This is a genomic window from Neorhizobium galegae, assembly GCF_017877055.1.
GTDB classification, from domain to species: Bacteria; Pseudomonadota; Alphaproteobacteria; order Rhizobiales; family Rhizobiaceae; genus Neorhizobium; species Neorhizobium galegae_D.
The window spans coordinates 71,862-85,203 of the sequence record NZ_JAGIPG010000007.1; the positions used below are offsets into that span (position 1 = coordinate 71,862).

Here is a 13,342-nt window from a genome sequence, read left to right on the forward strand (position 1 = left end):
CGATGCGGCGCTGGTCGGCTTCGATCGCTGCGAGTCTTTCACGCTTCCTCCGCGGAACTCTCTCCGCTTGGTTAGAACTCCTGCGTCGCCTATTTGGGCGCGTCCGTCCCAAATTCATCGATCAGCGCTTCTACGAACCTCTGCACCTTGGCGGTAGGCCGGCGCCCAAAAGGGTAGACCACGTGCATGGGACGAAACGGCCCCTCATGATCGGGTAGCACTTGAACCAGTCGCCCAGCAGAGATTTCTGCGTTCAAGACAGTTTCCGGTCCCAAGGTGATGCCATAGCCAGCGATCGCCGCATGCAACAACGCCTTCCAGTCGTTACTGCGGATTCTGCCGGCAGCCCTTACCTCCTCGGTCTTGCCCCAGCGGGTGAACTGCCAGCGACATGGAATTGAAGAAGGGCCTTCGCCATAAACAAGACAATCGTGTTGCTCTAAATCCGACGGTGTTCGGGGGCTGCCCCGCCGGAGAAGATAGTCCGGAGATGCACAGACAATAAGCCGATAAGGAGTCAGAGGAAGCGCGACCAGCGACGGGTCGTCGACCTCCCCGATCCTGACCATGACCTCGAACCCCTCCTCCAACGGATCGACGAAACGGTCGTTGAGCGTTAGGTCGATTTGCATGCCGGGGTAGCGATCCAGATACCGCGTCACGAATGGCGCCAAACTGTAAGAGCCGAACGTCACCGGAGCATTGACCCGCAGCACGCCTTTTGGTTGGGAACGCATGTCGTGGGCAATGGATTCAGCCGCTTCGACATCCGAAAGCAACTGTTTGCAGCGGTCGTAAAAGGCCCTTCCCACGTCGGTCAAACTTTGCCGCCGGGTGGTGCGGTGAAGCAGGGCCGTCCCAAGCCTGTCTTCCAGGAACACAACATGTTTGGCAACCATCTGGGGCGACATTCCCATGGCTTCTGCGGTTGCGGCAAAAGATCCGAGGTCGGAGGCTTTAACGAAAACAGCCATGCTCGAAAGCCTGTCCAAGATTGCCCCCTTTTGGTTGGGAATGTCGGTGTGTTTTAGCGATTTATCCGAGCTTAGCGTTCAATTAAACCCGAGTTTGCAAACTTAGTCGGAGAAACGCCGTGAAAATTGGAATTATAGGGGCCGGTATGGTCGGTCGCGCAATCGGAAAGCTAGCCGTCGCTTTGGGCCATTCTGTCATGCTGAGCAATTCGCGCGGCCCTCAGACCCTGTTCAGCCTGAGCCGGAGCATTGGGTGCCAAGTAGGAACCGTCGAGGAGGCCGCCGCTTTTGGCGAGCTCGTCGTCATTGCCATTCCACTCGCAGCCTATCGGTCTATCCCAGTTGAGCCACTTGAGGGCAAACTGGTGATCGACACGAACAACTACTACTTCGAACGAGACGGCCACATTCCAGAACTGGACGCAGGCGAGACGACGACAAGCGAAATTCTCGCACGCCACCTGCCGCGATCGCGGATCGTCAAGGCATTCAATGCCATCATCATGGACGATCTTGAAAAAGATGGACAGCCGGCTGGATCGTCGGGACGTCGAGGTCTCCCTCTGGCTGGCGACAATTCTACCGACAAGGCGGTCGTTTCAGGTCTCTATGACCAGTTCGGCTTTGACGCTGTGGATGCCGGTCCTCTCGCCGAGGGATGGCGATTCGAGCGCGGCAGGCCGGCTTATTGTGTGCCAATGGATGCCGACCGCCTAAAAGATGAGCTTGCGAAAACGATCCGTTAGATCGGTCACGGAAGCGGCAAGACCGTTGTCGTCATCGCGGCCATCTTCCAATCCGCTGGTTCGGTTATCCTTGAGGTGATCAGTGCCGCAAGAGCAGCGCCGGAAGGTGCGATTGCGGCGATGGCAAGCGTGTCTGAAAGCCACGCCCGGAAAAAGGTTGCGCTGTCGCTGCCGGCAAGGGTTGCTTCCAGCGTCATGACGCGGTCGCCAGACGCGTCCGATCAACCGCCACAGCGGGTGCGGCATCACCGGGCCGCATCCGGCTCATTCCATCAGCCGGCGAAATCAATGGACCGTAGCCTAGTTCCAGTCGCGCGCGGCTGATATCAATGGTGAAGTCCTTGCCGATCAGTCGCAGCATCTGCCGGGTGATCGGTGGCTCGCCCTTGCGGCGAAAGGCTCGCCAGACGGCACCCATAAGGCCGGCCACGGCCCAGGCAAGGCCGAAGGGCACGCTGCGATCCCTCGGCGCGACGCCGCGGCTGCCAAGCAGTCGCGTCAGGAAAGACTTTAGTGTGGTGTCTTCACCATCACTCACAAAGAAGGTTTCCCCGCCTGATCCGCGGTCGGCGGCGAGGATCAGGGCGTGACACAAGTTATCGACATGGCAGGTGGATAGCGCCTGTCCGCCACCTGCAACCCATTGGAACTGCCCCTTGCGCACGGTCTCGACCATGTGGTCGAGCGCCGGCATGTCTGGCCCCCAGATGAAGGGAGGACGAATGGCCACCGTTGAAAATCCCGCACGACGGCCATTCGCCGCCAGCAGCACCTCCTCCGCTTCGGCCTTGGATGTCGCGTAAGGCGCAAACGTCATCTTGCGCAGGGGCAGGGCCTCGGTCGCGCCTCGCATCGGTTCGGGACGGCCCATGACAACAGCAGCGGCGCTGACATAGACGACACGGCGCGCACCGGCCCGCTCAGACGCCTCGATGACATTGCGGGTGCCGTCAACATTGATCCGGCGGAACTGGGACATCGACCCCCAGAGCTTGAAATGGGCTGCAAGATGGAACACGACCTCGACTCCTTCCATCGCGTGGGTGAGCGCAGTGCGGTCCACAATGTCACCAGCGATCGGTTCTGCGCCCAGCTTTCGGACGCAAGCTAGCGCTTCGGGGCTGCGACCGAGCGCTCGAACGCGCCAGCCGGCCGAAACCAGGCGGCGAATGAAGTGTTGACCGACGAATCCGGATCCTCCGGTGACGAAGGCAAGGCGGGGTATTGGCTGGGGCGAAATGCCGCTCATGACGGTCTCCTGGGTTGCTGGAGGTCCCAAGGTGCCACAGAGAGCGGTGTTACACAATACAAAATATGAAATCTGTTACATGTTGCGCTCGTGCCCTTGCTCCGCTAAGACCCGCGCATGACAAACGACGCGCCCGATCATCGTGACCGCATCCTCGACACGACTGCCGAACAGGTTCGCCGCTTTGGCGAGGCAAAGACCAATGTGGTCGATATCGCCAAGGCCATGGGTCTGTCTCATTCGGCGATCTACCGGCACTTTCGCTCGAAGGCGGAAATCTTCGATGCCTTGGCTGCACGGACCATGGCCGAGGAAGCCGAACTGGCAACTCGTTTCGTGAATGCCGAGGGTTCTGCGGGCGACAGGCTGCGCGGTCTCGTCCTGGCACTCCATCGCAGCAAATGCGCCAAGCTGGGAGACGACCCTGAGATCCATGGTCTCTACCGCCGGATCGTGACGGAGCGCCCGGACCTCGTCGCCGACTATGCGCGACGAATGACAGGGCTCGTCCGGCAGATCCTGAACGATGGGGTGGCGCGGGGCGAGTTCTGCATCCGCGATGTCGACCTTGCTGCGGGCGTGGTGCGAGACGCGGTCACGATCTTCGTCCATCCCGCTCATGTGGAGCAGGCTGTAATGGCCGGTCTGGATATGGAACCAAGGCTTGAAGCAGTAATGGATGCCCTGGCCGTCGCTTTCGCGCCAACCATACCAACCTGATTGGAAGACCAGTTTGACACCCAGTGGCAGACGCCTCTCGGCTGGAAGCGGCTACGGACCGTCAAAAATGCGGTTCAGGCGATCTGATTTTCAATCGCAGCTTTGTCGATCGCGGAGAATACATCGACTATTCTATCGCCCGTCACCTCGTAGAACACGTTCTCTGCGAAGGAAATGCGTCGGCCGTTAATGGGTAACCCGAGGAAGTCGCCTTTCGGCGAGCAATCGAACATCAACCTGGCCGCAATGAGGGGCGGGTCGCATGCCAGGCGATCTATCACGAAATACAGGTCCGGGATATCTTCGAAGTCTTTGATCAGCATCAAGCGGTAACCTGACAGCCGAATCGGACGACCATTGTGTTTGACATCTTCGGCTACATAACGCCCAAGCTCATCCCAATCTTGTCGATTAAGACAGTCTATATAGGCTTCATAAAACTCTTGCAGCGTCATGTTTCCCAAACCTTTGGATTCTTTCTGCGTCGTCTGAACCAAGAAGCGCGCACCCCCTGGGTATGCGCTCGAACCAGGCGCGCCGAGGCTTGCAAAAGCAAGATCAGTTTCCTCGAATTTTGCGGTGATCGCGACGTCCAGCCTTGGCGCTGAGCGGCAGACAATTCGGTCACCGGCTTGCAGCGGTCATGGGAAGCGAGAGATGCGACGTCTCCCATGACATTCTCAGACTGCGACGAAACCGCCGTCCACCAATAACTCTTCACCACCGATGAAGCTGCTTTCGCTCGACGCCAGAAATAGCACAGCCTTGGCAACTTCTTCGGTTTGAGCGAGTCTACCGAAGGGAATGGCCTGCTTCATCCACTCCTCCGCGCCGTCATTGTCTTGAAGATAGGTCTGCATGGCCTGGGTTAGAACCATGCCGGGTGAGACGACATTCACGCGGATCCCCCGACCTTTAAGATCAACCGTCCATGTCCGGGCAAAGGAGCGAATTGCAGCCTTTGTTGCGCTGTAGACTGAAAGGTTGGCAAAGCCCTTGCTCCCTGCGCCCGATCCCGTCAGCACGATCGAGCCACCAGGACCCATCAGCGGGAAAGCTTTCTGGACCGTGTAGACCGTTCCTTTGACGTTTGTATCGAACACGCGGTCGAAGTGCTCATCTCCGATATCTTCGATCGCTGCAGATTCCGACACCCCAGCATTGGCGTGAAACTATCTCCAATTGGGAGATTATGGCTGCCCCACGTGCGCCGTGCGGTGGAGCATGTCGGATCCCTTCCTGTTTTGGTAGAACGTCTTGCACGTGGCGAGATCGGCCACCTGCGGCTCGCTTTCGTCAGCACGGCCGACTATAATCAGTTGCCCGCCTTGATAGGCAGCTACCGATCCGCCTATCCAAATGTCGAACTTTCTCTGCGCGAGGCAACGAGTGACGTTCAGATCGAAGCAATCCTGCGCGAGGAAATCGATATCGGGGTTGTGATTGGCCCGCGAGAAGCTGCGCTGCATCCGCGATTGCAATACCTCACGCTTCTGCGTGAAAAGCTGATTGCAGCAGTACCTGATCAATGGATCCGGGAAGGACGCGATGGGTTCGGCGAAGATACTGTTCGGCCCGAAGAGATTTTTGCAGCGCCACTTCTTCTTTTTCCACGTCGTTCAGCACCCGCCTTTCACGATTTGATATCCGGATACTTCAATAGCCATGGAGCGAATTTCCTGGTTCATCAGGAAGCAATACAAATGCAGACCATCATCGGATTGGTGGCTGCGGGAATGGGAATTGCATTGGTTCCAGAATCCATGAGGAGCCTTGAACGGAAAGGGGCGCGTTACCTGACCGTGGAGGGAGATGTTCCCGAAGTGGAGACGGGTTTCATATGGCGCGGTGACGACACAAATCCGGCACAACAGAACTTCATAAGAATGGTGGAGAACATCGTCTGCGATGCTTCATGCACGCCCTAGTGTTGCTTTTCTGTCTATACCGGGACTCGCCAAAGCACCCCACGCGGGAAAACATATGTAGATGCGATTGGGGATCTCGGTTCGATTCTCACCTAACCTAAATTGCCGCGAACCAAGCTCGGGTTAAGGAAAAGGTTTGATAGTCCTTCTTGGTCTTCAATATGACGGTAAGGCCCGAGGGCGTCGCTGCAGCAGATTACTGTCGTGGTTTTTGCGCTACGGATTGACGCTTGATCAGGTGCGTCGCGAACCTCATGCTCTTAAGCTCCGTTCCCGGGTTGGCAATCGAGGCTATTGCCATGTCAAGAGCGTATATCCCCATGTCTTGCAGCGGACGCCCGACGCTGGAAAGCGGTGGCGTCAGCATATCTGCGATGGAGTCGTCGAAGCCGATAACCGAGATATCATCCGGCACCCGTAGTCCCTCCTGATGCAATTCCTGCAGAACGCCGGCTGCGAGTGTGTCGCCGGACGCAAAGATCGCTGTCGGCTGTTCCGGCATATCGAGCAACAACCGTGTTAATCGCCTGCCCTCTCCCGTAATCGGTCGGCCAGCCGGATTGAAGTAATAGCCTAGCTGTATCAACCTCTCATCCACCTCGAGCCCGGACGCCAGCATCGCTGCGCGAAAGGCGGTCAACCTGTCTTCTTCCATTGTCGATCCATGCGGACGCGGTCTTGGATAAAGCTTCGGGTCTCCGCCGATATAAGCGATCCGGTCATGACCGACCTGTGCCAGATGAGCGACCGCTTCGCTAATACCGGGTGCCGGGTCGATAAGCACGGAATGCGTATCGAGTGTCAGTGCGCGCTCAACTTGCACGATAGGAATGCTTGCTTCACGCAACGGCTCCATATTTTCTGCCGCGACACCGTACGAAAAAATCACCGCATCCACCCGTTGCTGGATAAGGTTTGCAATGGCATCCGCCTCACGTTTTGCAGACATGCCGTGATTATACACCAGCACATTGTAACCCCGGTCCAGCGCCTCGGTCCGCACTGCCTGCGTCAACTGGGTGAAGAACGGGTTGATCGTGCCGTCAACGACGATCATACCGATCGTCCAGCTTCTTTGTGTGCGAAGTCCGCGCGCCACGACATTGGGACGATAGCCCGTCGCCTCAAGTGCAGCTTCGATCCTTGCCTGTTTATCAGCACTCACCGTGCCGGCTTTGTACAGGACACGTGCGACCGTGGCGGGAGACACCCCGGCATGGCGCGCGACATCAACCATGGTCGGAAGCGGGGACTTTCGCATGCAAGCTCCATCGATAGAAATCAAATGATGACGTCATCATTTTAGTTGATGACGTCATCATTATGGAATAACAGTCAGGATCATAATTGAGGTCGGCGCGCAAAGCTATGCCGACGGGAACGGATGAGCATTTAATGACAGGTTTTCCTGCATTTACCCGCGTCGGGTACAATCTTCTCATCGTCATGGCTTATGGCCTGATCATGGCGCCGGTACTGGCGGTGATGGTGATCAGCGTCTTCGATGCCGAGATCATCAGCTTCCCGCCGCACGGACTCACACTTCGTTGGTTCGTTAATGCGTGGCAGCGACCGGAATTTGCAGACGGGCTTTGGGTCAGCTTTAAACTGGCCGTCATATCGACAGCCGTCGGGGTGCCACTTGGCGCCATGGCAGCCTACGCGCTCAACCGCGGTAAATTCTGGGGCAAGGGCCTGATTTCCAGTCTACTGCTGGGCCCTCTTGCCGTACCGGCGATCATCTGTGGCACGGCCCTCTATATCTTCTACATTCAGGCAGAGAATGTGCTTGATCGCGATATCGTCGGCACGACCGCCGGCCTGGTTGCTGCCCACGTTCTTCTGACCATTCCCTGGTCCGTTCGTCTGGTATCGGCCAGCATGGAAGGCCTCGATCAGCGCATCGAAGAGGCCGCCGCCAATCTCGGCGCTTCCCCGATGATCGTCGCGTGGCGGATCACCATCCCAATGATGCGCTCCGGCATCGTCGCAGCCTGCATGTTTTCCTTTATCCAGAGCTTCGAAAACCTCGAACTTTCGTTGCTGCTGATCGCGCCGGGACAGATCACTCTGCCAGTCGCCATGCTCAATTACCTCGAATTCCGGATTGACCCGACGCTCGCAGCTGTCGGCACGATCCAGATCCTGTTCATCGGAATATTGATGTTGGTCACCGACCGCTTCGTCAAACTGTCCCGCGTTTTCTGAGCGTAGCGAGGAGTACACATGCAAGGCCTTCAGATCGAAAACCTGGAAAAGAACTATAACGATGTGCGGGTTGTCCACGGGCTGAACCTGACCGTGGCTGAAGGTGAAATGGTCGCCCTTCTCGGTCCATCCGGCTGCGGCAAGTCGACGACCCTGCGCATGGTCGCCGGTTTCGTCGAACCATCAGGCGGACGTATCCTGCTGAATGGCACAGACATCTCCGGCATGCCAGCATACAAGCGCGACACCGGCATGGTGTTTCAGTCATATGCCCTGTTCCCACATATGACGGTTGCAGCCAATGTCGCCTTCGGCCTTGAAATGCGGCGAGTGCCAAAATCGGAACGCCCCGCCCGCGTGGCCGCAGCGCTCGACATGGTTCGCATGAGCAAGCTGGCAGACCGCATGCCGCGCCAGCTGTCCGGTGGTCAGCAGCAACGCGTCGCACTTGCCCGCGCCCTTGCCGTCAATCCCGCCCTCCTGCTGCTCGATGAACCGCTTTCCAATCTGGACGCCAAGCTGCGCGGGGAGGTCCAGCACGAAATCCGCACCCTGCAACAGCGCCTTGGCCTGACCACGCTGATTGTAACGCATGATCAGGAAGAGGCGCTGGTCATGGCGGACCGGCTGGTGATCATGGAAGGCGGTCGCATCCGTCAGGCCGGCACGCCACGTGAGCTCTACGAAGAGCCAAGCGATATCTTTGTCGCCGGATTCGTCGGGCGATGTAACCTGATTGAAGGCGAAAGTCAGGGCGGCGGCTGGTTCAGAACGGCAAACGGCGCGCTCCTGCCGTGCATCGACACCGCCCCGGCACTGAAACCGGCAATGCTCGCAGTGCGTCCGGAACACATCAACATCGACAATGAGAATGCCAAGGGTATTCCCGCCCGCGTCGCGGGCGCGGCCTATCTGGGGTCGCAGATTGAATATCGCGTTGATATCAGCGGAACCACCCTGACGGTCATGCGGAACAACGCCACTACAGGCGAACAGGTTCTACCCGTCAACACAGCCATCACCCTGAACTGGCCCACAACGGCAGCGCGTGTCTTGCCACGCCAATAAAGGCTGAGCCTGCAGCACATCAAAACTGAGAGGAAATGAAATGTCCGATAATTTTAATCTATCCCGCCGCAGCCTGCTCGGCAGCGCTGCCGTAGCAGCAACGCTTTGCGGCCTGTCCGCCATCCCGGCCTTCGCCAAGGCCTCGGGCTCGATTGTGACGTCGGTGTTCGGCGGTGATTACGGCGACATCCTGCGCCAGTCAGTTGACGAAGCCATCATGGCGCCGGCTGGAGTGACTGTCACCCAAGATATCTCCAGCACCGAGGCTCGCCAGACCAAACTGCGCACCGAGCGCCAGCGCCGCAAATCCAGCATGGATGTTGCCGTCCTTGCCGATCTCGACATGTATCCGATGGCAAAGATCGGCGCATTTACTCCGGTGACCGAACAGAATGTGCCGCGACTGGCATCGGTGATCCCCGCCCTGCGCAAAGAGCTCTCGGTCCCGCAGATCTTCTCCTACATTGCCATTCTCTACAATCCGGCGAAGATCACCACGCCACCAAGCTCCTTTGCGGACCTTTGGAACCCGGAATACAAGGGCCGTGTCGGCATTTCCAACAATCTACATGTTGCCGTGTCCGCCGTAGCGACCCTTGCGGCCGGCGGCACGCTCTCCGACTTCGCGCCCGGTCAGAAGAAACTGATAGAGCTGAAAAACGACCAGCAGGCCAAGGTTTTCCCGTCGAACGAGGCAATTGCCGCCGCGTTGAAGTCGGAAGAGATCTGGATTACCGTCAACTACGTTGCGCGCGCCTACAGCTGGCGTAAGGCCGGCGTGCCGATCAACCACGCCGTAGCCAAGGAAGGTGCGATCCCGATCGCCTTCGAGATGGCCGTCCCGACGAACGCGTCCAACGAGGAAGCCGCATTTGCGTATCTAAACGCAGCGCTCGAGCCTGCAGCCCAGACCGCATTTGCCGAGAAAATGGGATATCTGCCGACTGTCACCGACGCCAACCTGCCGCCGGAACTGGAAGCGCAGATCGGTTTGCCGGAAGCTGCACGCAACAATCTCGTACGTCTCGACAACGAGTACCTGATGAACCACCAGGCGGAAATACTCGATTTCTGGAACCGGAGCTTCAAGGGCTGACATGATCGCGCTGGTTTTCCCCGCAACACTCCTCGTGCTTATTCTGCTGGTTGGGCCCATGGCAGGATTGTTCAGGATGTCCCTCAACCAATACAGCCCGTCAGAACTGATGATCGAGGCGCTGAGCGGGGAAAACTATGTCCAGGCACTGAGCGATCCCTATTATCAAGGCATCCTCCTGACCACAGTTACGGTCGCCTTCAGTTGCATGGCGTTAAGCGTCACTCTTTCCCTCGCACCGGCCTACTGGCTGGCGAGAATGCAGAGCCGCTGGAAGTCGATGATCACCATACTTACACTTTTTCCGCTACTGGTCGGCAATGTCGTGCGCGCGGCCGGATGGATGGCATTGCTCAACAATGACGGGGCAATCAATGCCTTCCTCAGACTGTTTGGTGTGACCGAACCGCTGCAACTGATCTACACGCCGACGGCGGTGGTGATCGGCACGACGGCTGTTGTCATGCCCTATATGATCCTGACCCTATCTTCCGTGGTGGAGGGTATTCCGCGCCAGACAGAAGAGGCCGCAGCCAATCTTGGTGCGTCACCGTTGATCGTATTCTTCCGCGTTCTGTTGCCACAGGCGGCACCGGGATTGCTCGCCGGATGCGTGTTGGTGTTCATCCTGTCGATGAACGCCTACGCCACCCCTGTCCTGCTCGGCGGCCCCGGCTTCACCATGCTGGCGCCTGCCGTCTACGACCAGTTCGTAAAAGCCGCCAACTGGCCATTTGGAGCCGCGCTGGCCTTTGTGCTGTTGGCAACAACGCTGCTTTTGACTACAGCGGTCAGCTTCTTCCTCGCCCGCAGTCTTGGAGAACGTCACGCCACGGCGTGACGGCTCCCGCCACACAGCAATTGCGCGGTCGCCCCTAACGGGCATCGCCCGGATTTCGGATTCGCATACTATGAATGATCGCAGGATCGACGACCTTCTCGACGCTATGACGCTGGAGGAGCAGGTCAGTCTGCTGTCTGGCGCCAGCTTCTGGCGCACCAACGCCATTGAACGATTGGCCATTCCTTCGATCAAAGTGACGGATGGACCAAACGGTGCGCGCGGTGAGAATTTCTCCGGCGGCATAACCTCCGCTGCCTTCCCAGCCGCCATATCGCTGGCAGCAAGCTGGGACGTTGACATGGTCCGGGCGGTTGGCATGGCGCTGGCGCAGGAGGCCAAATCGAAGGGCGCGCAGGTCCTGCTTGCCCCAACCGTCAACATGCATCGCAACGTCCTGAACGGCCGTAACTTCGAATGTTTTTCGGAAGATCCCCATCTCGCATCTGAAATGGCTGTCGCCTACATCAATGGTGTGCAGAGTGAGGGAATAGCGGCCACCGTCAAACATTTCATCGGCAATGAGACGGAAGTGGAGCGGCGCACGATCAGCTCCGAAATCAACGAACGAACACTCCGAGAAGTGTATCTTCCGCCATTTGAAGCTGCAGTCAAACGCGCTGGAGTCTGGTGCGTCATGACGGCTTATAATTACCTCAATGGCGTCCATTGCGCGGAAAATCCCTGGCTACTCAACAGTGTCCTGCGCGAGGAGTGGGGCTTTGACGGCGTTGTCATGTCGGATTGGACCGCCACCCATTCCACCGTCGAGGCATTGGTTGCGGGTCTTGATCTGGAGATGCCGGGCCCTACCGTACATCGCGGTGCAAAGCTGGTCGAAGCGACCCGCCACGGGAAGGTAGATCCCGCCGCTATCCGTCAGGCGGCGGGACGCGTGCTGCGCCTCATCGAGCGGACGGGCTGTTTCGAAACCCCTCAACCGGCTGGAGAGCGCGCCGATAACCGGCCAGAACACAGGGCGTTGATACGCTGCGCCGGGGCAAAAGGCGCCGTCTTGCTTAAGAACGAAAACATTTTGCCGTTAAAGCCAGAGACGTTGAAGCGTGTTGCGGTGATTGGTCCCCATGCTGCGACGCCGGCCATGTTTGGTGGCGGTAGCGCCCGGATCAACGCCCACTATCAGGTCAGTCCGCTCGAAGCGATGAGAGCAGCACTTGGCCCCGACGTTGTTATCGAGCACGCACTCGGCTGCTCTGTCGATCGCTACTATCCGTTGCTGACGACATCTGTAGCTGTCGACTTCTTCAACGGTAGCACGCGGCAAGGTGCGCCGATTCTGTCGAAGACAACGGACACCAGTGAGTTTCGCTGGTTTGGTCCTGTTGAGGATGGCGTCGATCAGAACTGCTTTTCTGCACGGTTTTCGACGACCTATGTCGCGCAGGAAGCCGGCATTCATGGTTTCGGCCTGATGAGTGCGGGAACCAGCCGTCTTTATCTTGATGGCGAACTGTTGCTGGATGCCTGGAGCGGCTGGAAACGGGGAGAATCCTACTTCGGGCATGGTTCGGACGAAATCCACGCCGACGTCCATCTGACCAAAGGTCAAAGCTACCGCTTGATGATCGAATACGCCTGTGGCGACGGACTTACGACCACGCTGAAGGCCGTAAGGTTTGGTATACGCGCACCTTCAGCAGCAGGTTCCATCAGCGAGGCTGTGCAGCTTGCGGCACAATCGGACGCGGTCATTCTGGTTGTTGGCCTGAACGAAGATTGGGAAACCGAAGCTGAGGACCGTCGCGGCATTGAACTGCCCGGTTCGCAGAATGCGTTGATCGAGGCGGTGCTGAAGGCCAACCCCCGGGCAATCGTGACCCTTCAATCCGGCAGCCCGCTGGCCATGCCATGGCTGGAACGGGCGTTAGCCGTACTGCAACTTTGGTACCCCGGACAGGAATGCGGCAATGCTCTTGCCGACGTCCTGCTGGGTAACTCAGAACCCGGCGGCCGGCTGCCGATAACATATCCCTTAAGCCTTGGTGGGCTGGAAAATGTCACGAAGCGCCACGAAAAGCACGGCAAGGTCGCCTATGACGAGGGCTTGTTCATTGGTTATCGTCATTTCGATCGTCACCCGAACAACGTCCTCTTCCCGTTCGGTCACGGTCTAAGTTATGGCAATTTCGAATATCGTGATCTGACCATCGATCAATGGCACCCCGACGCGGGATTGTCTGTTTTCGTGACGATCGCCAATACCGGTGATAAGGCCGGCGATGAAGTCATCCAACTCTACGTGCAACCCGTCGGTCCAGCGATAGATTTGCCACCAAAGTCCCTGGCGTCGTTTGAACGGCAATTGCTCTCTCCCGGTGAGGAAAAGATAATATCGCTCACCGTGGACAAGAGTCGTTTCAAAAACTGGTCTTCAGAACACAATGGGTTCACGCATCTAACCAAGACCTTCGACATTTTGGTAGGCCGCTCTGCCGGTGATATCCGGCTAGCGCGCCGATTAAATATTGACTGAGGGTATGCCATTGGACTC

Annotated in this window: 14 protein-coding genes; 8 read left to right on the forward strand and 6 right to left on the reverse strand. The window is 57.9% G+C overall.

Annotated features, from left to right (window positions below; genetic code table 11):
- Positions 1 to 89: 89 nt before the first annotated feature.
- Positions 90 to 992 (reverse strand): LysR family transcriptional regulator, encoded by a 903-nt coding sequence (locus J2857_RS29500; RefSeq protein ID WP_210013628.1) that lies wholly within the window; start codon positions 990 to 992, stop codon positions 90 to 92.
- Positions 993 to 1,093: 101 nt separating this feature from the next.
- On the opposite strand from J2857_RS29500, the gene J2857_RS29505 reads away from it, so the two are divergent.
- Entirely contained in the window at positions 1,094 to 1,720 is a 627-nt protein-coding gene (locus J2857_RS29505) for an NADPH-dependent F420 reductase (protein WP_210013629.1), read from the forward strand.
- A gap of 5 nt (positions 1,721 to 1,725) precedes the next feature.
- On the opposite strand, the gene J2857_RS29510 is transcribed toward J2857_RS29505, so the two are convergent.
- Both J2857_RS29510 and J2857_RS29515 read right to left on the reverse strand, forming a co-directional pair.
- Positions 1,726 to 1,917 carry a hypothetical protein gene (locus J2857_RS29510; RefSeq protein ID WP_210013630.1) on the reverse strand — a complete coding sequence of 64 codons (192 nt, stop codon included), beginning with the start codon at positions 1,915 to 1,917 and terminating at the stop codon, positions 1,726 to 1,728.
- A complete protein-coding gene (locus tag J2857_RS29515) occupies positions 1,914 to 2,969 on the reverse strand; it encodes an NAD-dependent epimerase/dehydratase family protein (RefSeq protein WP_245364016.1) in 1,056 nt (351 codons plus the stop codon). The genes J2857_RS29510 and J2857_RS29515 overlap by 4 nt, the downstream gene beginning before the upstream one ends.
- Before the next feature lie 117 nt (positions 2,970 to 3,086).
- Between J2857_RS29515 and J2857_RS29520 the strand changes: the two genes are divergently transcribed.
- Entirely contained in the window at positions 3,087 to 3,689 is a 603-nt protein-coding gene (locus J2857_RS29520; RefSeq protein WP_210013631.1) for a TetR/AcrR family transcriptional regulator, read from the forward strand.
- A 74-nt stretch (positions 3,690 to 3,763) separates the two neighbouring features.
- Here the strand turns inward: J2857_RS29520 and J2857_RS29525 are convergent, their stop codons facing one another.
- Complete coding sequence (locus J2857_RS29525; protein WP_210013731.1) at positions 3,764 to 4,144, reverse strand: ester cyclase; 381 nt, start codon at positions 4,142 to 4,144, stop codon at positions 3,764 to 3,766.
- Between the two features lie 225 nt (positions 4,145 to 4,369).
- Entirely contained in the window at positions 4,370 to 4,843 is a 474-nt protein-coding gene (locus J2857_RS29530) for an SDR family NAD(P)-dependent oxidoreductase (RefSeq protein ID WP_210013632.1), read from the reverse strand.
- Between the two features lie 51 nt (positions 4,844 to 4,894).
- Between J2857_RS29530 and J2857_RS29535 the strand changes: the two genes are divergently transcribed.
- Positions 4,895 to 5,617 (forward strand): LysR substrate-binding domain-containing protein, encoded by a 723-nt coding sequence (locus tag J2857_RS29535; RefSeq protein WP_210013633.1) that lies wholly within the window; start codon positions 4,895 to 4,897, stop codon positions 5,615 to 5,617.
- A gap of 196 nt (positions 5,618 to 5,813) precedes the next feature.
- On the opposite strand, the gene J2857_RS29540 is transcribed toward J2857_RS29535, so the two are convergent.
- Complete coding sequence (locus J2857_RS29540) at positions 5,814 to 6,878, reverse strand: LacI family DNA-binding transcriptional regulator (RefSeq protein WP_245364018.1); 1,065 nt, start codon at positions 6,876 to 6,878, stop codon at positions 5,814 to 5,816.
- Between the two features lie 134 nt (positions 6,879 to 7,012).
- On the opposite strand from J2857_RS29540, the gene J2857_RS29545 reads away from it, so the two are divergent.
- The 5 genes from J2857_RS29545 (at position 7,013) to J2857_RS29565 (ending at position 13,324) form a co-directional block, all read left to right on the forward strand.
- On the forward strand, positions 7,013 to 7,825 hold the full coding sequence (locus tag J2857_RS29545) for an ABC transporter permease (protein ID WP_210013634.1): 813 nt from the start codon (positions 7,013 to 7,015) through the stop codon (positions 7,823 to 7,825).
- Positions 7,826 to 7,843: 18 nt separating this feature from the next.
- The gene (locus J2857_RS29550) at positions 7,844 to 8,893 is read left to right on the forward strand and encodes an ABC transporter ATP-binding protein (protein ID WP_210013635.1); all 1,050 of its coding nucleotides are present in this window, start codon (positions 7,844 to 7,846) and stop codon (positions 8,891 to 8,893) included.
- Between the two features lie 40 nt (positions 8,894 to 8,933).
- Positions 8,934 to 9,989 carry an ABC transporter substrate-binding protein gene (locus tag J2857_RS29555; RefSeq protein ID WP_210013636.1) on the forward strand — a complete coding sequence of 352 codons (1,056 nt, stop codon included), beginning with the start codon at positions 8,934 to 8,936 and terminating at the stop codon, positions 9,987 to 9,989.
- A gap of 1 nt (position 9,990) precedes the next feature.
- Entirely contained in the window at positions 9,991 to 10,830 is an 840-nt protein-coding gene (locus J2857_RS29560) for an ABC transporter permease (protein ID WP_210013637.1), read from the forward strand.
- Positions 10,831 to 10,900: 70 nt separating this feature from the next.
- Positions 10,901 to 13,324 carry a beta-glucosidase H gene (locus J2857_RS29565; RefSeq protein WP_210013638.1) on the forward strand — a complete coding sequence of 808 codons (2,424 nt, stop codon included), beginning with the start codon at positions 10,901 to 10,903 and terminating at the stop codon, positions 13,322 to 13,324.
- Positions 13,325 to 13,342 lie beyond the last annotated feature (18 nt).